Raw genomic sequence first — 21,981 nt, forward strand, 5'->3', positions numbered from 1 at the left:
GTGGCGGGTGCGCAAGGACGGCACCCGGTTCTGGGCGAACGTGGTGATCACGGCGTTGTTCGATGAGCAGGGGCGGTTGCAGGGGTTCGGCAAGGTGACCCGGGACATGACCGAACGCCGTAACGCCGAGCAGGCCCTGCGCGAACGCCGCCGGCTGGTCGGGCACCTCGTGGAGGCGCAGGAGGTGGAACGGCGCCGGATCGCCTGGGACGTCCACGACGAGTCGATCCAGTCCATGGTGGCTGTCGGCATGCGCCTGCAGCTGCTCGCCTCCCGGCTGCCGGAACCGCACGCGAGCGCCGTCGGCGGCCTCGACGAGTCGGTCGGCGCCGCGATCGCCCGGCTGCGCGGCCTGGTGTCCCGGCTGCGGCCGCCGGAGCTCGACCAGCACGGACTGGTGGAGGCGGTGTCGGCCTACACCGACGACGTCGCGGGCCGGTGGGGGCTGGCCCACGTGGTGCGGGACGAGCTGACCGCCGAGCCGTCGCCCGAAGCGGCGATCACCGTGTACCGGATCTGCCAGGAGGCGCTCAGCAACGTCCACAAGCACGCGCGCGCCACCCGGGTCGAGGTCACGATGTCCACTGTGGACAAAGGGACGCTCGTGCGGATCGCCGACGACGGCATCGGCACGGCCGGCGGCGACGCCGGCGCGGGCCACTTCGGGCTGGTCGAGATGCGCGAACGCGCCGAAGCGGCGCACGGCTGGCTTTCGGTGCGCAGCACGCCCGGCGAGGGCACGGTCGTCGAGTTCTGGCTGCCGATGCTGCCCGACGTGACGGGACTGGAACCATGACCGAGCTGCGCGTGCTGATCTCCGACGACGACGGCATGATCCGCGACGTCCTCAAGGAGGTCCTCGACTCCGAGTCGGACATCGCCGTGGTCGCTGTCGCGGGGGACGCCGACGAGGCGATCCTGCTCGCCGAGCGGCACCGCCCCACGGTCGCCGTCCTGGACGTCCGGATGCCGGGCGGCGGCGGGGCCAGGGCGGCCCGCGAGATCGCCCGGCGCAGCCCGGACACCGCCATCCTGGCCTTCTCCGCTTACGCCGACCGGGAATCGATTGCCGGGCTCGCCGCGGCCGGCGTCACCGAGTACGTGGTGAAGGGCGCGCCGAACGCGGCGATCGTCGAAGCCGTCCGGCGGCTGGGCCGTCAGGCGGCGGGGTGAGCGGTCACCGCAGCGGCCGGACGTTCGCGACGCTGTCGAAGTCCGTCGGGATCAGCGTGAACAGCCGCCGCACCGCGCGGGACCACCCGGCGTCCACCGCGAGGTGGGCCCCGGCCGTGTCGGCGAGCAGCTGAGCGCGCAGCAGCGAGTTCAGCCCGGCGACGGAGAAGAACGTGACACCGGCGAGGTCGATGAGAACTTCGTCGACGTCGCCGCGCATGTGGTCCTGCAGGACTTCGTCCAGGCGGCGGGCGGTGCTGAGGTCGATCTCGCCGGTCACCTCGACGAGGAGGGTCCGGGATCCGGGGTGGCGCACGCGCAGCGCCATGTGGCCGCCGACGGCCAGCCAGTCGGTGGTGGTGAGCTCGAAGTCGGCCGGGCGTGGCTGAGGAACCATCGCGGCACCCTTTCGTCGGGCAGCGGGGGGGGACCGGACGTGTCGGACGGAACGCCGGACACGCCAGCCTGCCGCCCGGGCGCGGAACGTCCGGCAGTGGCTGACGGCTCAACCTTGCGCCTTCAGCATAGTGCATCTGCACTAGGTGAACCAGCGGGTGTGGGGGGTCGGCGGGCCGGATGACGGGTTTCCGGGTCCCGGCGTTACGTTCCGGGCCGGACCGCCGGCCCGTGAAGGAGGGCAGCATGCCGACCACGGTCGTCAACCTGAAAGGGCACCGCGACGATCCCGGCTACGCCGACGTCGTCTACGTCGGGCGGGCCATGCACCGCGGGGGCTGGCACCTCGAGGGGTCGAAGCTCGCCAGCCCCTTCCGGCCCGGTCCGGACGGTACGCGCGAAGAGGTCGTCGCCCGGTACCGCGAGTACTTGCTGTCCCGGCCGGATCTGCTCGCCCTCCTGCCCGCGCTCCGCGGCCGCCGGCTCGGGTGCTGGTGCGTCCCCGAACCGTGTCACGCTCAGGTGATCGCCGCGCTCGCAGATCACGGGCCGTAACGAAACGCGCTCCTCTGCGAGTAATCTGGCACGAGGGGGTGATCGATGATGTCCGCGCGGCGACTCGGCGGCTTCGATCAGGCCGACCTGCCCGCAGCTCACCGGATCCGGTGGTGGCTGGCGGCGGTGGTGGCCGGGCTGGTCGCGGCGGGCTTCGCCGTCGTGCCCTACCTGCCGTTCTTCCAGGACTGGACCTTCGTGCGGGACCCGAAGGTCGCCACGGTCATCACCTGGACCGTCCTCCAGACGTCCGTCGTGCTCGTCTCCGCCGTCCTGACGCTGTACTTCATCGGCAAGGCGCGGCTGGAAGCCGCCGCCTACCGGGCCAACCAGATCGACATCCGGCTGTTCGCCGACGAACGGCCCGAAGGCAGCCACGACCGCGAGATCGACTCCGCCGTGGAGCTGACCGCCACGTTCAAGCGGTTGCTCAACGACTCCCGCCTCTACACCCCGACGCCGGTTCCGGGCGCCGGCAGCTCCTACGACTTCCTCCAGATCGTCGAGCACGCCGGCGATGCCGCGGAGGGCTGGTGGAAGGCCGTCAGCAAGCTGATCCGGCTCGCCCAGCCACCGGCCGCGTTCACCGTCACCGGCACCGTCCGGCCCGGCAACACCCCCGGCCGCCACCAGCTCATCCTGGAACTCGTCCGCGTCCCGCGCTTCGCCGCGAGCCCGCTGGTGATCGAGGACGCGAACTGGCCGCGCGTGCTGCACCGCGCCGCGAACGCGATCGCCGCACTGGTCATCCCGCGCAGCGCGTACGTCCGCTCGAACATCCACTGGGCCGCCTGGCGCGGCGCGAAGATCCCGTACGAGCTCTTCGACGCCTACCAGCGCGCCAACCACTTCGTCGCCTACCGCCGCTACGACGAAGCCCTCGCCGAGTACTACCGCGCGGTCAGCCTCGACCCGGCCAACGTCTACATCAGACTCGAGATCGCCGCCCTGCAGGAACAGCTCGACCTGCACCTCGACGCGCTCGCCACCTACGACGACGTGATCACCGTCTGCAGCCGAGGCCACCCGGGGCTGGCCCGCTGGTGGATCGGCCCCGACTTCGCCCGCCAGCCCCGCCACGCCGGCCGCGGCCGCGACGTCGCCCTGCTCATCGCCCGCTACCGGCACGCCCTCGTCCTCGGTCACGGCGACTCCGTGGCCGGTGCCTGGTGGGTGCGGCGCACCACCGCGGGCGCCCCCGGCGACGCGCGGGCCCAGCGCCGCGCCGAACTGCGGGCGGCCATCGAGCTGCGCTTCCGCCGCTACGTCGATCTCGACGTCCGGACGCGCCCGTACGCGCTCCCGCGGGAGAAGCGGCTCGAGCTGCACCGGCGGGTGCTGCGCGTGCCGGTCGAGGAGCTCCTCGTCCACGAGGCGACCCCGGCGCAGCTGGCCGAGTACAACCAGCGCGCAGCGGAGATGCGCTCGTACTTCGGTGCGCTGTCGCAGTACGAAATCGAACGGCTCATCGAGGACTACCGCAGCTTCCGCCGTCGCTGGCGCCGCAGCTGGCAGCAGCTGACGAACCGCGCCCTCGACCTGTCCCTGGTCTGGTCGGTGCTGCGGCGCGCGATGGCGGACGTCGAGCCGGCCACCGGCGCCGTCCCGGAGCCCCGGCCCGCCTACCCCGGCAGTCGCGTGCGGCTGGCCGACGTCTGCCCGGACCGGCGCTGGCCGCCGGACCCGCAGGCGCTCGACGACACCGTCGAAGCCGCCGGGCGCCGCCGGTCCTGGGAAGAGTGTTACAACGCGGCGAGCGTGTACGCCGTCGCCATGCTCGAGGTCGGCCCGCGCGGCGAACGCGACCTGCGCGACCGCGCGCGCAACCCGCGTCTCGTCGGCGAAGCGCGGGACGAAGTGGCCCGCCGCGCAGTCCGCGAGCTCTACCACGCGGCGACGATCAGCCACAGCGGACGGCTGCCGGAGCGCCGCTCCTGGGTGATGGGGGAGGACCCCGACCTCGCGGCCCTGCGCGGCCACGAACTGTTCCGCGTCTTCGAGATGGTGACGTTCTCCCCGGACCGCGCCGCGCCGCTGCGGCCGCAGCGTGCCCACGTCTGGGAACAGGTCAGCTACGTCCGGCAGCTCGTCGCCGAGATCGCCGGCTGTCGCGCGCACTTCTGGCGCGTCCACGCCCTCGACCCCGGTCCGGCCCCGGACGGCCGCACCCTCGACCGCTGGCGCTCGGCCGACCGCGACGCCTGGCGGAAACTGGCGCGGCTGGCCGCCGGGAAGCAGGACTGGTACACGCGCTACCAGGCGATCTGCGCGTTCCGCGAGTGGTCGGCCGAGTCCGGTTACCCCGGTTCGATCTCCGGGTTCCCGCGCTACTGCGAAGACCGCCTGCACGTCCAGCTGCGCGGCGCGGCGGGCCCGCGCGCGAAGACGGGCCTCGACGCGAACATCGTCGTCCGCGAGTACGTGCGGCTCTGTGATCGCCGGCTGGACCACCTGGTCGCCGACGTGGCGGAACTCGAGCAGACCCCGGTGGCCGCGGACGACTTCGCCGGCCGCGCCGAACTGTGGGCCGCGCTGTGCTCGTGGTTCGACGACGACATCGCCGACGGCTCGTCCGCCGACGAACGCCGTGAACGGTTCCGGAAACTGGCCCGGCCGTAGGCTGGCTCGGTGCGAACGAGGCTGCGGACGCTCCGCATCGGGGAACGGGATTTCACCTGGCGGGCGACCATCGGTCACGTCGCGGGTGACGGCGTCGATCTCCACCGGTGCGTCCGCGTGCGCGTCTGGGGCGACGGCAAGAACGGCCGCGCGCTGGAGGCAGACCTGCTCTCGAAGGCGATGAGCGTGGGCTGGACCCCGGCCGCGACCGACGGCTCCTACCCGGTGCCCGCCGATGTCCGGCGCCTCGTGGAGCACGCGCTGACCCTCGGGTGGGACCCCGGTGCCCGCGGCGGGACCTGCTGGCTCACCGAGGAGCACGGGCTGGAGCTCCCGGGTTTCCTGATCACCGACCGGGTGCGCGACCCGGAGGCGCCGGATCCGACCGAGCGGGTCATCCGGGCGTCCGGACGCTAGGACGGCCGCGTGTAGCGGTGCTTCACCCCGGTGGGGAAGTACTCGGGATCACCCGCCGGGCGCAGGACGACGTCGGGCAGCTGCCGCTCCGGCGGGACGTAGTGCGCGAACTCGCTGTTGAGCCGCACCAGCTGCGCGCGCACGGCCGCCGCGATCCCGGCCGCGTCGGCGGTCGCGCCCGGTGCCGTTTCGACCGTGATCCGCAGCCGCCGGTCGCGGTCGGCGTCCTCGACCGACTCGATGACGAACTTGCCCGTCACGGTGTCGCTGATGCCGGGCTGCTCCAGGCCCACGGTGACGTTCTCCGGGTACACGTTCGCGCCGAAGAACGACACCGTGAACAGCGAGCGGCCGAACACGTACACGAACGGCAGCTCCGGGCCGGGCGGTGGCGTGAAGCCGTGCCGGGCGCAGTAGGCGAGCAGCTCGGCGTGCGGCAGGAGCCCGCCGTCGTCGGCGATGTGGTAGCGGATCAGCGGGATGCCGCCGTCCGCGGTGAAGAGGAGCGTGCCGTCGAGGACCTCGAAGAAGCGGCTCGCCGGGTCGTACTGCACCAGCGTCGGCAGCCGCGCGTCGCCGAAGACCTCGCGCGCCAGCTCCGGGCGGCCGGCGAAGAACCGGCGGATGCTCGCCGACACCGGGGTTTCGGTGCCGAGCACGCCCGCGTCGGCCGTGCCGTACAGCGACGCGATGTCGCGGACCGGGTCGGCGATCCCGGCGCGCCGGGCCACCAGGTCGCGCCACTGCTCGCTGAACACCTCGCCCGCCAGCACCAGCTTGATCGCGTACGCGGGCCAGTCGACGCCCTCGGCGAGCCCGGTGTCGACGACGTCCTTGACGAACGGCGGGTAGCCCAGCAGCACCACCTGGTCGAAGTGCGGCGCGAGTTCGGGCAGCACGCGCAGGATCTCTGCCTTGTTGTTGCCGGGCGCCACGACGGTGATCGGGCAGCCCTTGGCGGCGAGGTGCCGCACGCACGCCGTGGTGAACAGGCCACCCACCCAGGTGCCGAGCGGGAAGCAGACGACGGCGAGGGTGCTGCGCCGGTCGGCGCCGAAGGCGGCCACCAGCACCTGTTCGAACCGGCGGGCCACGTGCAGCTCGTCTTCGAGGGCGCGCGGCCAGACGGTCGGGTGGCCGCTGGAGCCGGAAGAGACGGCGATCATGTCGGTGCCGGCGAGCGTGCCGCCGCGGCACAGCTCGGACAGCGGGTACTTGCGGTGGTAGCCGGCCTTGTCGACCGGCGGCAGCTTCCCGAAGTCGGCCATCGTCGCGACGCTCTCCGGCTCGATCCCGTGCTCCCGCAGGAACTTCCGGTACGCGGGAACGGTCTCGGCGGTGCGGTGGAAGAGCTCGAGGACGTGGTTTCCGGACGGCGGTTCCGTGTCCCCGAAGAAGGTGTCGAACGCCTGCCGCACGCGGGTCTGCCGACCGAGGTCCATGGCCGGAGCATAGCGGCGGGACCGTGCCATGATGGGCGCCGTGAGCACCTCCGCCCAGGAGCACCCCGCCGGCGCGCCGTTGACCCTCTACCTGGTCAAACGGCTCGAGCTGGTGATCAGGGCACTGCTTGACGACGCCCTGCGGCCGCTCGGGCTCACCACGCTGCAGTACACGGCGCTGACGGTGCTCGAAGCCAGCGGCGCACTGTCCTCGGCGCAGCTGGCCCGCCGCTCGTTCCTGCGACCCCAGACCATGCACGAAATGGTGCTGACCCTGGAAAAGCGCGGCCTGATCGCGCGGACCCCGAAAGCGGGCAACAAACGGGTCCTGCTGGCCGGCCTCACCGACGCCGGACGCGCGCTGCTCGCCGGATGCGCGCCCGCGGTGGCCGAGGTGGAAAACGCGCTCCTGGCCGACCTGAGCCCGGGCCAGCGCGCGACGTTCCGCGAGGGCCTGCAGCACGGCGTCGCAGCGCTCGGCGCGCTCTCCGGACAGCGGCGCGCGCAGGAAGCCTGATTTCGGCGGACGCACCCCGAACGGTTCGACCGGTCCATCGGTTTCACCCGGCTGGAGTCTTCAGTCAGGGTTGCTGACCCCGAACGACTAGGCCGGAAGAGTGGAAGCGCCGGACGGTCCGTAGCAGGCGTGTGGCCTGCGGCGTTGAGGGGTAAGTCCCAGGCCTGCTCTTACTGTGGAGGTTCGCCGACGTGACCCGGGCTCGTGACGTGGGCGGCGCGCCCGTCGCCGCCCGGCGGCTGCTGGTACTTGCGGGGGCCGTGGCGGGCCTCTGGCTGGTGTCATGGCTGACGTCCGGCGACGCCCACGCGGCGACCCCGGTGGTGCCCCCGGGTTTGATCGGCGTGGTCACCACACCTGCGCACCCCGTGGCCCGGGCGGCTGACGGCGTGCCTGCCTCGAAGGCCGCGCGGTCGGGTGCCGCTGCGGTCCCGGCGCCGAGCGTGACCGGGCGGGTTTCGCGTATGGCACGTGCCGGGGCGCCGATCGCCGAGCCGGTGGTGGGTGCCGCGACGGCGCCGGTGTCCCGGGTGGGTAAGCGCGCTGCCGCGGTCGTGCCGGTGGCGGGTGAGCAGGTGGTGCTTGCTCCGGTGACCAAGGCTGCCGCGGTTGGGAAGCCGGTGGGGGGTGGCGCGCCGGTGACCAAGGCTGCCGCCGCGGTTGTGAAGCCGGTGTCGCAGGTGGTCGTGCCGGTGGCGGGTGCCGCCGGGTCTGTTGTCGCGCCGGTGTTGGCGAGTGCCGCCGAGGTTGTGCGGCCGGTGGTGGGCGCCGCGCAGGTGGTGCTCGCCCCGGTGACTGAGGCTGCTGCCGCGGTTGTGAAGCCGGTGGCGGGTGCCGCCGGGGCTGTTGTTGCGCCCGTGTCCGCGAGTGCCGCCGAGGTTGTGCAGCCGGTGGTGGGCACGGTGCTCGCCCCGGTGACCAAGACCGTCGCCGGTGTCGTCAAGCCCGTGTCGCCGCTTCTGCGTTCCGCCGAGCCGATCGTCGCGGCCGTCGTGCGGCCGGTGACCGGTCTCGTCGCGCCCGTGGCCGGTGTCGTCCGGCCGGTGACCGCGGACCTCCTCGAACCCGTGCTCGGCGCCGCTTCTCCCGTCTTGACCGGCGTTGTTTCCCCCGTCACCCCTGTCGTCGTGCGGCCGGTGGCCGATGTCGTCGGGCCGCCCGTGGCCGGCTCCCTCCCGCCGTTGGGGCCCACCGCGTCCGCGGATCCGGCGGCGGCCGCGTCCGCGGGGCCGGTCCGGCCGGTCGCGGCCGGGCCGACTGGTGCCGGGATCGCCGCAGCCGGCCCGCACCGAGGCGTGGTCCTGGCTCACTCCGCCGAGCCGCGGCTCGGCCGGCACGGTCCCGGCGACGTCCCGGCTCCGGCTCCGGCGCGCCCAGCGGCACCCGGGTCCTCCGATGCCGCCCCCGGAACCGGCAACCCGATCCCGCCCGCCTTCTTGACCGCAGGCCACGCGCCGGACAGCTGCCGTGCGTCCGCGCGGACGCACGGCGATTTCGTGCCGCTGTGGCGGCCGTGCGAACCGGGCACCGGTCCCGGCTAGTCCGTCCCGGTCTTCCGCACCCGTCGTGTGCTCCGCGGCGCGTTCCGCGCTGCCCGCGACGCAGAACTCGAATCGAAATCAAGCGTGGAAGAGGCATGAAATGGAAGCGAGCGTGTTCGACCTCGGGAAGGTGCGAAGAGACGCGGTGGTCACCGTCCGCCTGGACGCGATGGCCAACGTCAGGCTGCTGACCGCGGTCAACTTCCAGGCCTACCGACGCCGGCAGTACTACCGGATGCACGGCGGGGTGGCCACCGCACCGATGTTCAAGATCCACATCCCGGCCAACGCCCACTGGTTCCTGGTGATCGACGTCGAGGGCCTCGAAGCCCGGCCTCTGCGTCCGCGGGTGAGCGTCGAACCGGAAGCGGCCGTCACGGCCCGGGGACGCACCGGCCCGCGGTGACCGCCGTCGCGGCCCCGATCTCGCGATCGGGGCCGCCGATCTCCCCGCATCGGTGGGCGGGTGCGGGGGTACCCGGCGCGGATGCAGACGTTCCTGCCGTGCGCGGGCTTCACCGCCAGCGCCCGCACGCTCGACCGCCGCCGCCTGGGCAAGCAGCGCGTGGAGGCGCTCCAGGTGCTGCGCGCGCTCGTGATCCCCGGCTACGGCTGGCGCCACCACCCGGCGGCGAAGATGTGGACGGGCTACGAAGAGGCGCTGACGCGCTACGGCCTCGAGGTCTGCGCGGTGTGGCGCGAGCTGGGCGCGGCGGACACGTGCGCGGAGAAACTGGCCGACGAGTTCACGCGATCGGTGGGCGGAGAGGCGATCCGGAGCCAGGCCGACCTCGCGGCGACCGGCGATCTGCCGCCGTGGCTGGGGGATGAGGCGCTCCACCTCAGCCACCGGTCGGCGCTGGTGCGGAAGGATCCGGACCACTACGCCGCGCAGTTCCCGGGCGTGCCGCCGGACCTGCCGTACGTGTGGCCGCCCTCGGACCGGCCGCGCCGGATCGCCTGAGCGCCCGGGGCCGGCGCCGCCGCGCCGGAGCCGCCCGTGGCCGGAGCCGCCGTGGCCGAGCCGACCCAGGGCGGTTGCCTCGGCCCACGGCGCCCAGCGGAATCACCCCGACCCGGGGCAACCTGAGCTGGGCCGCCGCGATCCGGGCAGCGCCGGGTTGGGCTGCCGCGACCCGAGCGCCGCGAGTGAGCCGTCTCCAGGTCCGCGCCGTCCGGCCAGTCGCCCGACCTGGGCCGCCGCGGCCGAGCCGCCGCCACCCCGTGAGTCCCGGGCTGAGTCATCGGGGCCCGAGCCGCCGCCACCCCGTGAGTCCCGGGGCTGAGCCGACGCGCCGGAGTCGCCCCAGCCCCGCGACCCGGCCCGAGCCGTCCCGCCTTGGCCGCCGCGCGATCCGCAGCATCCACACCGACCGCCGCAGCGCGCGAACCGGCGCGAACCCGAACCGGTCCCGAAACCCGACCAGACCTGCGGCCCCACTGGTCCACCCCCCACCCGCGCCCGACCAACGGCGGATTTACAACGTTGTACCAACGATGCAAAAGTGTCCTTGCGTTGTTCGCCGCCCGGCTCGTACGCCGTTGGAAGGGGCCACCGATGTCCTCCCGAGAACGCGATCACCTCACTCGCCGCGATCTGCTCCGGCTCGCCGGGGGTACCGCCGCTGCCGTTGCCGCGGCCCTGTGGCTGCCCGGGACCGCCGCCGCGGGGACCTTCAGCCCGATCCGGCCGCCCGCCACCCCGCTGATCGTCCGCTCGCCGTACCTGTCCACCTGGCAGGCCGCCGACAACCTCGCCGGTACCTGGTCGAGCTTCTGGACCGGTCACATCACCGCGCTGTGCGGACTCGCGCGGATCGACGGCGCCGCCTACGTCTTCGCCGGGGCACCCGCCCTGCCGTCCGGCCCGGCGCTGACTCCCATGACGCAGGTGAGCCTGCAGGTCACCGGCACCCGGTCGACCTACGTCCTGACCGGGGGCGGGGTGAACCTCACCGTCACGTTCTTCTCGCCCGTCGATCCGGCGAACCTCCAGCGCCAGTGCGTGCCGTTCGGGTACGTGACGATGCAGGCGGCGAGCGCCGACGGCCGCGCGCACACTGTCGACCTGCACTTCGACACCTCCGCCGAGTGGGTGCACGGCAACACCGCCACCCCGGTCACCTGGACGCAGCAGCAGACCGGCGGCTACACGCTGCTGAGTTGCACCCCGGCGAGCCCGGGTGTGCTGCAGGAGAACGGCGACCAGGCGAGCTGGGGCTCGCTGGTCCTGGCGGCGCCGGCGGCCGGGGTCGGCTGGCAGATCGGGGCGGACACCGTCGTGCGGGCCGCGTCGGCGGGTCAGGGCGCCCTGAACAACACCAGCGACACCGCGCAGCCGCGCGCGATCAACGACCGCTGGCCGGTGCTGGCTTTCAACAAGAACCTGGGCACGATCGCCGCCGGTGGCACGTCGGCGCCGTTCACGCTCGCGATCGGGCACGTCCGCACGCCCGCGGTCCGCTACCTCGGCGCCGAGCTGCGGCCCTGGTGGACGCACTACTGGAGCAGCTGGCAAGACATGGCGGTGTGGTTCGCGAACGACTACGCCGCCGCGCTGTCGGCCGCCACCGCGATCGACCAGCGGCTGCACGACGACGCCGTCGCCGCCGCGGGCGGTGGCAGCACCGGCGAGCACTACGCCGGGATCTGCGCGCTCGCCCTGCGCCAGGCGTTCGGCGGCACCGAGCTGGTCGACCGGGGCGGCGCGCCCTGGGCGTTCCTCAAGGAGATCTCCTCCAACGGCAACATGTCCACAGTGGACGTCACCTATCCGGCGTTCCCCGCCTACCTCTACCTGTCGCCCGCCTACCTGCGGCTGGTCCTGGAACCGCTGCTCGACTACGCCGAGCGCGGCGGCTGGCCGATGGCGTTCGCCGAGCACGACCTCGGCACCCACTACCCGGACGCGACCGGGCACAACGACGGCAACGAGGAGAGCATGCCGGTCGAGGAGTCGGCCAACCTGCTGATCATGGCCGCCGCGCTGGTGCAGCGGCTGCCGTCGGCGGAGGCGAGCGCGTTCGCCACCACCCACTACCGGATCCTGCGGCAGTGGGCCGAATACCTGATCGCCAACACCCTCGACCCCGGCTTCCAGAACCAGACCGACGACTTCACCGGGTTCATCGCCCACAGCGCGAACCTCGCGCTCAAGGGCATCATCGGCGTCGGCGCGATGGGGGTCGTCGCCGCCGCGACCGGCAACGCGGCCGACGTCCAGCTGTACCGGTCGACCTCCCGCAGCTACGTGAGCCAGTGGGTGACGCTCGCGCAGGACCCGTCGAACCAGCACCTCAAGCTCGCCTACGACCAGAACGGCACGTGGAGCCTGAAGTACAACGGCTTCGCCGACCGCGTGCTCGGCCTCGACCTGGTCCCGCTCGGCGTCGCGGCGCAGGAAGGGGCCTGGTACCAGGCCCGGGCAGGCGCCCACGGCGTCCTGCTCGACCCGCGCAACAACTACACGAAGGCCGACTGGGAGCTGTGGACCGCGGCGTGGCTCACCGACCAGCCGACCATCCGGAACACGCTGGTCGAAGGCGTCTACAGCTACGCGAACACCACGCCCCAGCGCGTGCCGTTCAGTGACTGGTACGTCGTCGCCGACGCCACCCAGCGCGGCTTCCAGGCCCGCCCGGTCGCCGGCGGCTACCTGGCCCTGCTGACCCGCCCGGCCGCGTCGACGACCGTGTGGCGGAAGCTGCAGAACCAGCGGTCGGGCAAGGTCCTGGCCGTCTCGGAGATGTCCCTTGGCGACATCGTCGAGGTGACGCAGTGGGCCGACAACGGTACCGCCGACCACCTCTGGACGGTCGTCGACAACGGTGACGGCACCGTCCGGATCGTCAACCGCAACAGCGGCAAGGTCCTCGCCGTGCACGACCAGAGCCTCGACAACGGCGCCCACGTCCAGCAGTACCGCGACAACGGCACCCCCGACCACAACTGGCGGATCGTCGACGCCGGCGGCGGCTGGTCGAAGGTCGTCAACGTCCGCAGCGGCAAGGTGCTGGCGGTCGACCAGCAGTCCACGGCGGACGGCGCCCAGGTCACCCAGTGGGACGACAACAGTACGCCGGACCACCTGTGGCGGTTCGTCTGACGCCGTTTGCGACACTGGCGCCGTGTGCGCCGACTTCACCCGGATCCGCCGCTTCCTCGAGGAGCGTGACCCGCCGACGCCGTGCCTGGTCGTCGACACCGACGTCGTCGCCGCCCGGGCGCGGGAGTTCGGCGCGGCCTTCCCCGGCGCGCTGATCCGGTACGCGGTCAAGGCCAACCCGGCGCCGCCGGTGCTCGACGCGCTGGTGGCGGCCGGGATCGGCTTCGACGTCGCCGGGCCGGCCGAGGTCGCGCTGTGCCTCGGGCGCGGCGCCGATCCGGCGGACCTCGCCTACGGCAACCCGATCAAGAAACCGCGGGACATCGCCTTCGCGTTCGAGCGCGGTGTCCGGGAGTTCACCTCCGACGCGCCCGCCGATGTCGACCACCTGGGCCGGTACGCGCCGGGTTCGGCCGTGTCGATCCGCGTCGTGCTCGACGCGCCGGACTCGGCGACCCCCTTCGGCCGGAAGTTCGGCTGCGCCCCGGCCGAAGCCCTCGACCTGGTGCTGCGGGCGGCCGCACTGGGCCTGCGGCCCGGCATCGCCTTCCACGTCGGCTCGCAGCAGCCGGCGCTCGCCGCCTGGGAGATCGGCATCGCCACGGCGGCGAAGCTGTTCGGCGAAGCCGAAGCGCACGGCGTCACGATGACGCGGCTCAACCTCGGCGGTGGCTTCGCGACCGCCCACCGCACGGCCGTCCCGCCGTTGGCCGCCTACGCGGCGACGATCACGGCGGCCCTGGACGCGTCCTTCCCGGCCGGGCGGCCGGACGTGCTGCTGGAGCCCGGCCGGGTGCTCGTCGCCGACGCCGGCCTGCTGCGGACCGAGGTGGTCCTGGTGGCGCACCGCGACGAGCGGCGCTGGGTGTACCTCGACATCGGCCGCTACAACGGGCTCGCCGAGGCCGAAAACGAAGCGATCGCCTACCGCTTCGAACCGGTCGGCGAGCACGACGGCCCGGCCGGTCCGGTGGTGCTCGCCGGGCCCACCTGTGACGGCGACGACGTGCTCTACCAGCGGACGCCGTACGAGCTGCCGACGGCGCTGCGGACCGGTGACCGGCTCGACCTGCCGGGCACCGGGGCCTACACCGCCAGCTACGCGTCGGTGGGGTTCAACGGGATCGAGCCGCTGCGCACCCACTGCGTCGGGCGGTGGGGCGATGTCTGAGGTCGGCCGGTTCACCGGCCGGCACGTGCTCGCCGAGCTGCACGGCGTCGACCCTGGCCTGCTCGACGACCCGGTGCGGCTCGGGGAGCTGCTCCGGGCGGCGGTGACGCAGGCGGGCGCGACGGTCCTCGACGTCGTGGCGCAGCGGTTCGCCCCGCAGGGTGCGACGGTGATCGCGCTGCTGGCCGAGTCGCACGCCTCCGTGCACACGTACCCGGAGCACGGGTCGCTCTTCGCCGACGTGTTCACCTGCGGGGAACGCGCCGATCCCGAGCACGCCCTGCGGTTGCTGGCCACGTCGCTGAACGCCGCTTCGGTCCACCTGTCGGTCCTTCACCGGGGAGAACCCTGATGCCCTTGATCCACGAACCGGTCGGCGACGGCCTCACCCGCGTCTGGGAGGTCGATGACGTGCGGTTCCAGGCGCGCACGCCCTACCAGGATGTGCTGATCGGCAAGACCGCACAAGGAGTTTCGCTGTTTTGCGACGGCGAGCGCCAGAGCACGGAAGCGAGCCAGCTGGTCTACCACGAAGCGCTGATGGTGCCCGCCCTGCTGCTGGCGGAGCAGGTGCGGCGGGTGCTCGTCATCGGGTCGAGCGAGGGCGTCGCGAGCGAGCTGGCGGTCGCCGCGGGTGCCGCGCTCGTCGACCACGTCGACATCGACGCCCAGGCCGTGCGCGCCTGCGCCGAGCACCTGCCCTACGGGTACACCGCCGCCGATCTGGCGCGCGCCGAGCGCGGCGACGGGCCGATCCGGGTGTCCTATGAGGATGGTTGGGCGTTCCTGGCCGCGGCCGAAAGCCGGGGCGAGACCTACGACGTGGTCGTGATCGACCTCCCGGACGAGAACACCGACGCGGCTGCGCAGCACAATCGCTTGTACGGCACGGATTTTCTTTCACGTTGTGCGCGCCTGCTGGCGCCCGGCGGGGTGGTGACCTGCCAGGCGGGCTGTCCGACGCTCTGGCGCAACGAGACACTGCGCGCGTCGTGGCGGCGGTTTCGCGAGGTGTTCGGGACGGTGCTGTACTTCGGTTCCGACGAGCACGAGTGGGCCTTCCTGTCCGGACGCGCGGACCGGGTGGCGGACCCGGGCGCGCTGGTGGCCCGGCGGTTCGCGGAGCGGGGGAGCGGGGCCGCGACGCTGGACGCCGAAGCGCTGCTCGGCGGCTGCACCCCGCCGTATTCGCTCCGCCACGGCACCGGCCGGTCTTGACCTTCGATTCTCCGAATATTTCGCCCGGGGAAAGGTGAAATAGCGGGAAATGGATTTCCCGTGGTCCGGGATCTCGTGTTACTCCGTTCAGTGGCCGTCGAAAAGGTTGCGATCGCGCTACGATCCTCTCCGCGCGCGATCATCATCACCACCAGGCACCGTGGCCCATTTGGAGGAGCGTCATGCTCGGTATGTCGGTCGTAGCCGCAATGCTTCTGTCCGCCCTCGTCGCCCCCGCCGATTCCCCGGCGGCGTCGGCTCCGACCGAAAAGATCACGCTCGACATCAAGACCATCAACGGCTCCGGCTGCCCGGCGGGCACGGCCACCGCGTCCGCCGACGTCGCGTCCGACAACACGTCGTTCGTGGTGCACTACACGAACTTCACCGCGAAGGCCGGTGGAGGCGTGTCGGCGCTCGAAGGCCGGAAGAACTGCCAGATCAACGTGCTCGTCCACGTTCCGCAAGGGTTCACGTACGCGATCGCGGAGGCGGAGTACCGCGGCTTCGCGCACATCGAGAGCGGAGCGAGCGCGCTCGAGCAGGCCAACTACTACTTCACCGGGACGGCACCGACCGCTCGTGTGCGGCACACCTTCCCCGGCCCGTTCCACGGTGTGTGGCGGGCCACCGACACTGCCGACGTGGCCGAGCTGGTGTTCGCCCCGTGCGGCGAGAGCCGCAACCTGAACATCAATGCGGAACTGCGGACCGACGCGGGTACTTCCTCGGGTTCGAGTTACATCGAAATGGATTCCGAACACGCGAGCGTGGACACGATTTACCACTTCGCGTGGAAGACCTGCTGAATTTCGCGGCCATTGCCGCGGCGCCCGCTCACCGGCACCCAGCCGGTGAGCGGGTTTGCCGTACCCCTCAGACGTGGGTGACCAGCAAGGTCACGCCCGCCTCGCCACCGCAGTCGACGAACACGGGCCCGACGCCGTTGCCGATGTCCGGCCACGTTCGCTTCGGCCACGAACCGGTCCGGACCGGACTCGAGGATCCGGATGTTCTCCAGGGCCGGCCGGTCGGGAAACCCGCCGAGCACGGATTTCAGCCCGGCGCCCCCACCGCAGTGCCCGGTGATGGTCACTTCCTGGCCCTGGTGGGTGGTGGGGTTCGGACTCACCTGCACGGTGGCCCGCGCGCCCTTCGGGATGACCGTGCGGGTGGGTTTCGTGGTGCCACGCATGGTGTTCTCCTCCCTTGAACCCGGTGCTCGCCGCGCCGGATCTGCCCAGTCAGTCGTGGACGAGGGCGGCGAGGTTCTCCAGGGAAGAGAGTGAGACGTGGCTCACAGGAGAGGGGAGGTGGTGGCGGGCGTCAGCCGCCGACCGGAGGATGTTCCGGCTCCGCGGCGGGCACCAGGCTGCATCGGCGCTCGAACCGCTCCATCAACATGGTAGCGATCAGGATGGCCACTGGGGTGCTCACCGCGATCCACATGGGAGAAAGTTACCCAGCCCCACGGGCTCCTAATCGCCCGTGGACAGCCGGGTGATCAGCGCCAGCAGCCCGGCGCGGAACGAGTCGTCTTCGCCGAGGCCGCCGAGCAGGGCGGGTTCGGCCCGGACGGCTTCCTCGTGGACGGCCCGGCCCTGCGCGGTCAGCCGGGTCAGCTGACGGCGACCGTCGGCCGGGTCCGCGGCCCGGGTGACGAAACCGGCCTTGGTCAGGCGGTCGAGCGTGCGGCTCATCGTCTGGTCGGTCACCTGGCAGCGCTGGGCCAGCGCCCGCTGGGGGAGCGGGCCGTCGCGCAGGGTGTGCAGCGCGATGAGCCCCGCGTGGGTGAGCCCCAGGCCGGCGAGCTCGGCCACCCAGCGCTGTTCCACCAGCCGTGCGGCCACGGCCAGCAACCGGCCGGTGGGCCAGCTGCCCAGATCGGGTTCGGGGATCGTGTTCACCGTCACTCCGGGTCGTCGTGCAGAATGTTCAGCTTGCTGAACAAATGGGGTGTTCGCGCTGGAAAGGACCTTAGCGACCATGAACGAGAACCCGCGCCGCCTCCGCTGGCTGATCCCTGCCCTCCTGGTGATCGCCTGGCTCGGGCTGGGCGGGTTCGGCGGGCCGTTCGCCGGGAAGCTCAGCGAGGTCGCGAAGAACGACAACGCCGCCTTCCTGCCGCGGTCGGCCGAGGCCACCGAGGTCTCCGACGAGCAGAAGGCGTTCACCCCGCGGCAGGTGCTGCCCGCGACGGTCGTCGCCGAGCGCCCGAGCGGCCTGACCGCCGACGACCGGCGGTTCCTCGCGGCCAAAGCGCGGGAACTGGGCGGCGTGCCCGGGGTGGCCGGCCCGCTCGGCGAGCCGCAGCGGGCCCCGCGGGACGACCAGGCCGTGCAGCTCGCCGTGCCGGTCTTCGCCGACGGCAACCCCGCCGACGTCGTCAAGGAGGTTCGCGCCCGGCTCGGCGGCGCTCCCGCCGGGCTGACCGTGCTCGTCACCGGGCCGGCGGGCCAGATCGCCGACCTGGTCAAGGCGTTCGGCGGCATCGACGGCATCCTGCTGCTCGTCGCCGGTGGCGTGGTCGCACTGATCCTCTTCGCGGTGTACCGCAGCCCGCTGCTGCCGTTCCTGGTCCTGCTCTCGGCGGTGTTCGCGCTCGGGCTCGCCAGCCTCGTCGTCTACCTGCTGGCGAAACACGACGTGCTCGCGCTCAACGGCCAGAGCCAGGGCATCCTCTCGATCCTCGTCTTCGGCGCGGCCACCGACTACGCGCTGCTGCTCGTCGCGCGGTTCCGGGAACAGCTGCGCGACACCCCGAGCCGGTTCGACGCCCTGAAACTCGCTTGGCGCGCGACGCTGGAACCGATCACCGCTTCGGCGGGCACCGTCGTGCTCGGCGTCCTGTGCCTGCTGTTCAGCGACCTCAACTCGAACAAGGGACTCGGCCCGGTCGCGGCGATCGGCATCGGCGCCGCGCTGCTGGCGTCCACCACGTTCCTGCCCGCCGCGCTGGCCTTGTGCGGGCGCGGCGCGTTCTGGCCGTTCCGGCCGGCGCTGGGCTCGCCGCACCCCGAGACCGCCGGGATCTGGGGCCGGGTCGCGCGGCTGGTGGGCCGCCGTCCGCGCACGGTCTGGGTGGTGACGGCGCTGGTGCTCGGCATCGGCGTGGCGTTCCTGCCGCAGCTCAAGGCGTCCGGGACCGCGCAGTCCGACGTCTTCCTCACCCAGGTCGAATCCGGGACGGGCCAGGACGTCCTCGGCAGGCACTTCCCGGGCGGCCTCAGCGCGCCCGCGGTCACGGTCGCCGACGCCGGCGCGCTGCCCGCGGTGCTGCGGGCGTCCACAATGGACGGAGTGGCGCAGTCCGTCCCGCTGCCCGGCCCCGACGGCCGTCCCAAGGTGGTGAACGGCCGGGTGCAGATCCTGTCCGTGCTGACCGACCCGGCCGACTCGGAGGCGGCGGTCGCCACCGTGGGCAGGCTGCGTGCCGCCGTGCACGCGGTACCGGAGGCGAACGCGAAGGTGGGCGGCCCGACGGCGATCCAGCTGGACACCCAGCAGACGTCGAAGCGCGACCGCGCGCTGATCATCCCGATCGTGCTGCTGGTGATCTTCCTGGTGCTGGCGTTGCTGTTGCGGTCGTTGCTGGCGCCGCTGCTGCTGATCGCGACGGTGGTGCTGTCGTTCGCGGCGACGATGGGCGTCTCCGCACTCGTGTTCAACCACGTCTTCGGGTTCCCGGGCGCGGACCCGGTGGTGCCGCTGTTCGGGTTCGTCTTCCTGGTGGCGCTGGGGATCGACTACAACATCTTCCTGATGACCCGCGTCCGCGAGGAAGCACTGACCCGCGGCACCCGGGACGGGACGCTGCGCGGGCTGGCGCTGACCGGCGGGGTGATCACCTCGGCCGGGGTGGTGCTCGCCGCGACGTTCTCGGCGCTCGCGGTGATCCCGATCCTGTTCCTCGCGCAGATCGCGTTCATCGTCGCCTTCGGGGTCCTGCTCGACACCCTGCTGGTGCGATCGTTGCTGGTCCCCGCGCTGACCGTCGACGTCGGGCGCCGCATCTGGTGGCCGTCGGCACTGGCCAGGAAGGGTGCTTAGGAGATCGCCCGCTTGAAGTCCGGGCACTCGACCAGCGGCACGTGGTCGCAGGTGGCCGCGTGCCGCAGGCTGTCCCGCATGCGGGTGAGCCGGTCGATGCTCTCGTCGAGGTCGGCCGCCTTCTCCGCCATCCGCTCGCGCAGGGCCGCGTCGCTCGGGGTCGCCACGAGGAACCGGGCGATCTCGGCGATCGTGAACCCGGCCCCCCGCGCGCACGCCACGAGGTCGAGGCGGCGCAGGACATCGGGGTGGTACGTGCGCCGCAGGCCGTTGCGGCCGGCCGGTTCGACGAGCCCGCGCTTCTCGTAGAACCGCGGGGCCGACGGCGCCAGTCCGGTCTTTTCGGCGACCTCGGCGATGTCGAGCAGGGTCATGGTGGCTCCTCCTGCGGGGCGTTCGCGTTCATCCCCACCGACACCGGCGGGGACAAGACCGCGCGCGTGCCGAGGCTCGTCGGGCTGAACCAGGCCCGGTTGCGCGAGCTCGTCCGGCGCCACGGCGACGAGGTGACGGTGTTCAGCGCGCACGACCCGTGGGAACTGGCCCGGCTCCGGGGCTAGTGCCACGGCGGGCGCGAGAGTGCCGGTGCCCGCTGCGCTGCGGGTGATCGGGGGTGGGGGTGGTCGCGCTGGGGCGGTTGCGTTGCGCTGTCGGTGGTCGAGGGCTGCCGGGGGTCAGCCGCGGACGCCCACCGGTTCCGGGTCGGTGATCAGCTCGGCCCACAGCGTCTTGCCGCGGGGACGGCGCAGCTGGCCCCAGGCCGCGGCGCAGCGCTCCACCAGCAGGAGCCCGCGGCCGCCGCGGTCGCCGCCCGCCCGGCGCCGGGCGGGTTCGTCCGCGCTGTCGTCGACCTCGATCCGCAGCTTGGCGGCGCCCGGCAGCAGGCGGACGTAGTAGGGGGCGCGGCCGTGGCGCAGCGCGTTCGACGTCAGCTCGTCGACCACCATGACCGCCGTGCTGACGACGTTCGCCGGGAAGCCGCGCAGGACTGTGCGGACCCAGCTGCGGACCCGGGCCAGTTCGGAGAGCTCGGGGGAGATGCCGAGTTCGTGCCGGGTCATTCGGAGTTTCACGTCCGCCTCCTTCGCCGTGCCGGACCCCGCGGGGAGGCCTTCCCCTTCTTCATGCCCGGAATCGGGCCCGCCGACACGGATTTCGGAGGTCGTCATGTCACACCTCGGCAAATTCGACCGATTCGAGCGGGCATCCGCTGCCCGGACGGCGCCTCACCCCGTTCCGCGCGAATCTACCAGCGCCGCCGGCGCCGGGCAGCGTGGTGCCCGTTCACCGTCCTTTAAGGACTTCCGCGGGCCGGGTGGGCGCCGGTACCGGTTCCGCGGGGGCCGGGGGCACGACCGCGACGTTGACGGTGCGGGTCAGCCGTTCGTAGGGCGCCCGGTGCTCGACGTCGAGCAGCACCGCCAGCGGCGTCCAGATGCCGACGACGAACACCGACGCGGCCAGCGCGACGGGCAGGAGCAGCTGTTCGGGGTGGCTTCCCAGGTCCCAGCGGTCCAGGTCGAGCAGCAGCCAGGCGAGCCACAGCGGCGAGAGCAGGACGCCGTTGCGGACCAGCAGCGCGATCGGTCCGGCCCGGCGGCCGCCCCGGCGCGCCACCCGCAGGAGCATCGCCCGCTTGCCGGGCGTCGACCCGGTCACGGCGGGCAGCACCACGAACCACACGAGGGCGAGGATGACGACCGGCGTGTCGCGGTGGCGCAGGTCCTCGCCGAACAGGGTCAGCAGGCCGAAGAGGAACCCGAGCAGCGCGGCGAACCCGAGCAGGTCGGTGGCCAGCGCGAACAGCCGCCGGGTGAAGGTCACCTTGGCGGCGTAGCGGCGCCGGTCGTGCTCCGGTTCCGGCGAGGGGAGCAGCCGCCCGAGCGGACCGGCCAGCAGCCAGCCCGCGACGACGCCCGCGGTGTTGAGCAGCAGGTCGTCGACGCTGAAGAGCCGGTACGGGCACGGGTAGACGAACCACAGGCCGGTCAGCTGCGTCAGTTCGAAGAACAGCGACACCCCGAAGCCGATCAGGGTCGCGGGCACCAGCCGCATCCGCTGGGCGTACCGGACGTAGAAGCCGAGCGGCGCCAGCATCACGACGTTGAGCGCCGTCGTCCAGACCGCGGGGTTGTGCAGCAGCGCGCCGGGGCTCCAGTGGCCGCGGGCCCGCTGGGAGACCACCTCGACGAAGTAGAACGGCCGCAGCTGCGGGGAGCTGGCGTAGGTGTGGCCCGTGCAGTACGCCGGGTCGGCGGGCAGCGGCAGGACCGTCTGCGTGGCGATCGCCAGCAGGTAGAACAGGAAGGCGTAGAAGACGACCGTCGGCCAGCCGCCGGCGCGCCCGCGGCGGCGGTAGCTGACGAAGGCGGCCGGGAGCATGACGGCCAGCACGACGAGCGGGAAGAGCAGGAGGGCGGTCCGGACGGGGACGAGGTAGGTGGCGACCACGGAGCCGGTGGTACCCAGCCGCGGGAGACGTGAAGCATGGGTCCCCCGGACGGCTGGGCGATCACCGGCCGCGGCTCACTGCGGCGGCGCGTCCGGGCGGCCGCCGCCCTGCTTGCGCAGGAACTCCTTCGCCTTCTCCGAGCCCTGGTCGATCTTGTCGGCGTGGTCGCCGAAGCGCTGCTTCGCGGCTTCGGCCGCCTTGTCGACGCCCTGCTCCGCCTGGTCCGGGTGCTGCCCGAGCGCTTCCTTCGCCTTGTCGAACAGATTCATCGATGGGCCTCCGTTCGGAATCCGATCTTCGGACCCCCCGAGGAGAACACCGACGG

23 protein-coding genes are annotated in these 21,981 nt (G+C 72.6%); 15 read left to right on the forward strand and 8 right to left on the reverse strand.

The annotated features are described in order from the left end of the window. Both AB0F15_RS30195 and AB0F15_RS30200 read left to right on the forward strand, forming a co-directional pair. The coding region (locus tag AB0F15_RS30195) for an ATP-binding protein (RefSeq protein WP_360277514.1) at positions 1 to 796 on the forward strand (796 nt) is incomplete at its 5' end. After that, a complete protein-coding gene (locus tag AB0F15_RS30200; RefSeq protein WP_360277517.1) occupies positions 793 to 1,173 on the forward strand; it encodes a response regulator transcription factor in 381 nt (126 codons plus the stop codon). The genes AB0F15_RS30195 and AB0F15_RS30200, both read left to right, overlap by 4 nt. Positions 1,174 to 1,177: 4 nt before the next feature. Here AB0F15_RS30200 and AB0F15_RS30205 read toward each other — a convergent pair whose 3' ends face one another. Next, on the reverse strand, positions 1,178 to 1,570 hold the full coding sequence (locus tag AB0F15_RS30205; RefSeq protein WP_360277519.1) for an STAS domain-containing protein: 393 nt from the start codon (positions 1,568 to 1,570) through the stop codon (positions 1,178 to 1,180). Positions 1,571 to 1,815: 245 nt separating this feature from the next. On the opposite strand from AB0F15_RS30205, the gene AB0F15_RS30210 reads away from it, so the two are divergent. From AB0F15_RS30210 to AB0F15_RS30220, 3 genes are read left to right on the forward strand one after another with little or no spacing between them, the layout of a single operon-like run. Next, positions 1,816 to 2,124 carry a DUF4326 domain-containing protein gene (locus AB0F15_RS30210; RefSeq protein ID WP_360277521.1) on the forward strand — a complete coding sequence of 103 codons (309 nt, stop codon included), beginning with the start codon at positions 1,816 to 1,818 and terminating at the stop codon, positions 2,122 to 2,124. Between the two features lie 48 nt (positions 2,125 to 2,172). Beyond that, entirely contained in the window at positions 2,173 to 4,743 is a 2,571-nt protein-coding gene (locus tag AB0F15_RS30215; protein WP_360277524.1) for a hypothetical protein, read from the forward strand. Between the two features lie 9 nt (positions 4,744 to 4,752). Further along, on the forward strand, positions 4,753 to 5,160 hold the full coding sequence (locus tag AB0F15_RS30220) for a hypothetical protein (RefSeq protein ID WP_360277527.1): 408 nt from the start codon (positions 4,753 to 4,755) through the stop codon (positions 5,158 to 5,160). Here AB0F15_RS30220 and AB0F15_RS30225 read toward each other — a convergent pair. Beyond that, positions 5,157 to 6,602 (reverse strand): phenylacetate--CoA ligase family protein, encoded by a 1,446-nt coding sequence (locus AB0F15_RS30225; RefSeq protein WP_360277530.1) that lies wholly within the window; start codon positions 6,600 to 6,602, stop codon positions 5,157 to 5,159. The genes AB0F15_RS30220 and AB0F15_RS30225 overlap by 4 nt on opposite strands. Positions 6,603 to 6,630: 28 nt before the next feature. Between AB0F15_RS30225 and AB0F15_RS30230 the strand changes: the two genes are divergently transcribed. From AB0F15_RS30230 to AB0F15_RS30270, 9 genes are all read left to right on the forward strand, one after another. Beyond that, entirely contained in the window at positions 6,631 to 7,119 is a 489-nt protein-coding gene (locus tag AB0F15_RS30230) for a MarR family transcriptional regulator (protein ID WP_360277533.1), read from the forward strand. A gap of 191 nt (positions 7,120 to 7,310) precedes the next feature. Then, positions 7,311 to 8,660 carry a hypothetical protein gene (locus AB0F15_RS30235; protein WP_360277536.1) on the forward strand — a complete coding sequence of 450 codons (1,350 nt, stop codon included), beginning with the start codon at positions 7,311 to 7,313 and terminating at the stop codon, positions 8,658 to 8,660. 100 nt (positions 8,661 to 8,760) lie between these two features. Then, complete coding sequence (locus AB0F15_RS30240) at positions 8,761 to 9,066, forward strand: DUF1883 domain-containing protein (RefSeq protein ID WP_360277539.1); 306 nt, start codon at positions 8,761 to 8,763, stop codon at positions 9,064 to 9,066. A gap of 81 nt (positions 9,067 to 9,147) precedes the next feature. Next, positions 9,148 to 9,624 (forward strand): MSMEG_6728 family protein, encoded by a 477-nt coding sequence (locus AB0F15_RS30245; RefSeq protein ID WP_360277542.1) that lies wholly within the window; start codon positions 9,148 to 9,150, stop codon positions 9,622 to 9,624. Positions 9,625 to 10,218: 594 nt separating this feature from the next. Beyond that, positions 10,219 to 12,765, forward strand: a complete 2,547-nt coding sequence (locus AB0F15_RS30250) for a DUF5127 domain-containing protein (protein WP_360277545.1) — start codon at positions 10,219 to 10,221, stop codon at positions 12,763 to 12,765. Positions 12,766 to 12,787: 22 nt separating this feature from the next. Then, positions 12,788 to 13,936, forward strand: a complete 1,149-nt coding sequence (locus tag AB0F15_RS30255) for a type III PLP-dependent enzyme (RefSeq protein WP_360277548.1) — start codon at positions 12,788 to 12,790, stop codon at positions 13,934 to 13,936. Beyond that, positions 13,929 to 14,288: an adenosylmethionine decarboxylase gene (gene speD, locus AB0F15_RS30260; protein WP_360277551.1), complete on the forward strand. Its 360-nt coding sequence runs from the start codon at positions 13,929 to 13,931 to the stop codon at positions 14,286 to 14,288. The genes AB0F15_RS30255 and speD overlap by 8 nt, the downstream gene beginning before the upstream one ends. After that, the gene (locus tag AB0F15_RS30265) at positions 14,288 to 15,154 is read left to right on the forward strand and encodes a spermidine synthase (RefSeq protein WP_360277554.1); all 867 of its coding nucleotides are present in this window, start codon (positions 14,288 to 14,290) and stop codon (positions 15,152 to 15,154) included. Before speD ends, AB0F15_RS30265 begins: the two co-directional genes overlap by 1 nt. A gap of 209 nt (positions 15,155 to 15,363) precedes the next feature. After that, on the forward strand, positions 15,364 to 15,963 hold the full coding sequence (locus tag AB0F15_RS30270) for a DUF4360 domain-containing protein (RefSeq protein ID WP_360277557.1): 600 nt from the start codon (positions 15,364 to 15,366) through the stop codon (positions 15,961 to 15,963). A 517-nt stretch (positions 15,964 to 16,480) separates the two neighbouring features. Here the strand turns inward: AB0F15_RS30270 and AB0F15_RS30275 are convergent. Both AB0F15_RS30275 and AB0F15_RS30280 read right to left on the reverse strand, forming a co-directional pair. Next, positions 16,481 to 16,603 (reverse strand): hypothetical protein, encoded by a 123-nt coding sequence (locus AB0F15_RS30275; protein WP_360277560.1) that lies wholly within the window; start codon positions 16,601 to 16,603, stop codon positions 16,481 to 16,483. 29 nt (positions 16,604 to 16,632) lie between these two features. Continuing rightward, the gene (locus AB0F15_RS30280) at positions 16,633 to 17,067 is read right to left on the reverse strand and encodes a MarR family transcriptional regulator (protein ID WP_360277563.1); all 435 of its coding nucleotides are present in this window, start codon (positions 17,065 to 17,067) and stop codon (positions 16,633 to 16,635) included. A gap of 73 nt (positions 17,068 to 17,140) precedes the next feature. Between AB0F15_RS30280 and AB0F15_RS30285 the strand changes: the two genes are divergently transcribed. Further along, positions 17,141 to 19,204, forward strand: a complete 2,064-nt coding sequence (locus AB0F15_RS30285) for an MMPL family transporter (RefSeq protein WP_360277566.1) — start codon at positions 17,141 to 17,143, stop codon at positions 19,202 to 19,204. On the opposite strand, the gene AB0F15_RS30290 is transcribed toward AB0F15_RS30285, so the two are convergent. From AB0F15_RS30290 to AB0F15_RS30305, 4 genes are all read right to left on the reverse strand, one after another. Next, on the reverse strand, positions 19,201 to 19,578 hold the full coding sequence (locus AB0F15_RS30290) for a MerR family transcriptional regulator (RefSeq protein WP_360277569.1): 378 nt from the start codon (positions 19,576 to 19,578) through the stop codon (positions 19,201 to 19,203). The two genes, AB0F15_RS30285 and AB0F15_RS30290, sit on opposite strands and share 4 nt — an antisense overlap. 300 nt (positions 19,579 to 19,878) lie before the next feature. Then, positions 19,879 to 20,277: an ATP-binding protein gene (locus tag AB0F15_RS30295; protein ID WP_360277572.1), complete on the reverse strand. Its 399-nt coding sequence runs from the start codon at positions 20,275 to 20,277 to the stop codon at positions 19,879 to 19,881. A 211-nt stretch (positions 20,278 to 20,488) separates the two neighbouring features. Further along, positions 20,489 to 21,655, reverse strand: a complete 1,167-nt coding sequence (locus tag AB0F15_RS30300) for a VanZ family protein (protein WP_360277575.1) — start codon at positions 21,653 to 21,655, stop codon at positions 20,489 to 20,491. 75 nt (positions 21,656 to 21,730) lie between these two features. Then, positions 21,731 to 21,925 (reverse strand): antitoxin, encoded by a 195-nt coding sequence (locus AB0F15_RS30305; protein ID WP_360277577.1) that lies wholly within the window; start codon positions 21,923 to 21,925, stop codon positions 21,731 to 21,733. Positions 21,926 to 21,981 lie beyond the last annotated feature (56 nt).

The sequence above is a fragment of the Amycolatopsis sp. NPDC026612 genome (assembly GCF_040638285.1).
In the GTDB taxonomy this organism is placed as follows: Bacteria; Actinomycetota; Actinomycetes; order Mycobacteriales; family Pseudonocardiaceae; genus Amycolatopsis.

What these genes read in the sequence shown, in the direction of transcription:
- AB0F15_RS30275 (WP_360277560.1), bottom strand. Translation starts at nt 16,603, where the DNA reads ATGTGGATCGCGGTGAGCACCCCAGTGGCCATCCTGATCGCTACCATG.
- AB0F15_RS30200 (WP_360277517.1), top strand. Translation starts at nt 793, where the DNA reads ATGACCGAGCTGCGCGTGCTGATCTCCGACGACGACGGCATGATCCGC.
- AB0F15_RS30285 (WP_360277566.1), top strand. Translation starts at nt 17,141, where the DNA reads ATGAACGAGAACCCGCGCCGCCTCCGCTGGCTGATCCCTGCCCTCCTG.
- AB0F15_RS30225 (WP_360277530.1), bottom strand. Translation starts at nt 6,602, where the DNA reads ATGGACCTCGGTCGGCAGACCCGCGTGCGGCAGGCGTTCGACACCTTC.
- AB0F15_RS30290 (WP_360277569.1), bottom strand. Translation starts at nt 19,578, where the DNA reads ATGACCCTGCTCGACATCGCCGAGGTCGCCGAAAAGACCGGACTGGCG.
- AB0F15_RS30305 (WP_360277577.1), bottom strand. Translation starts at nt 21,925, where the DNA reads ATGAATCTGTTCGACAAGGCGAAGGAAGCGCTCGGGCAGCACCCGGAC.
- AB0F15_RS30250 (WP_360277545.1), top strand. Translation starts at nt 10,219, where the DNA reads ATGTCCTCCCGAGAACGCGATCACCTCACTCGCCGCGATCTGCTCCGG.
- speD (WP_360277551.1), top strand. Translation starts at nt 13,929, where the DNA reads ATGTCTGAGGTCGGCCGGTTCACCGGCCGGCACGTGCTCGCCGAGCTG.
- AB0F15_RS30205 (WP_360277519.1), bottom strand. Translation starts at nt 1,570, where the DNA reads ATGGTTCCTCAGCCACGCCCGGCCGACTTCGAGCTCACCACCACCGAC.
- AB0F15_RS30230 (WP_360277533.1), top strand. Translation starts at nt 6,631, where the DNA reads ATGATGGGCGCCGTGAGCACCTCCGCCCAGGAGCACCCCGCCGGCGCG.
- AB0F15_RS30270 (WP_360277557.1), top strand. Translation starts at nt 15,364, where the DNA reads ATGCTTCTGTCCGCCCTCGTCGCCCCCGCCGATTCCCCGGCGGCGTCG.
- AB0F15_RS30265 (WP_360277554.1), top strand. Translation starts at nt 14,288, where the DNA reads ATGCCCTTGATCCACGAACCGGTCGGCGACGGCCTCACCCGCGTCTGG.
- AB0F15_RS30245 (WP_360277542.1), top strand. Translation starts at nt 9,148, where the DNA reads ATGCAGACGTTCCTGCCGTGCGCGGGCTTCACCGCCAGCGCCCGCACG.
- AB0F15_RS30215 (WP_360277524.1), top strand. Translation starts at nt 2,173, where the DNA reads ATGTCCGCGCGGCGACTCGGCGGCTTCGATCAGGCCGACCTGCCCGCA.
- AB0F15_RS30240 (WP_360277539.1), top strand. Translation starts at nt 8,761, where the DNA reads ATGGAAGCGAGCGTGTTCGACCTCGGGAAGGTGCGAAGAGACGCGGTG.
- AB0F15_RS30210 (WP_360277521.1), top strand. Translation starts at nt 1,816, where the DNA reads ATGCCGACCACGGTCGTCAACCTGAAAGGGCACCGCGACGATCCCGGC.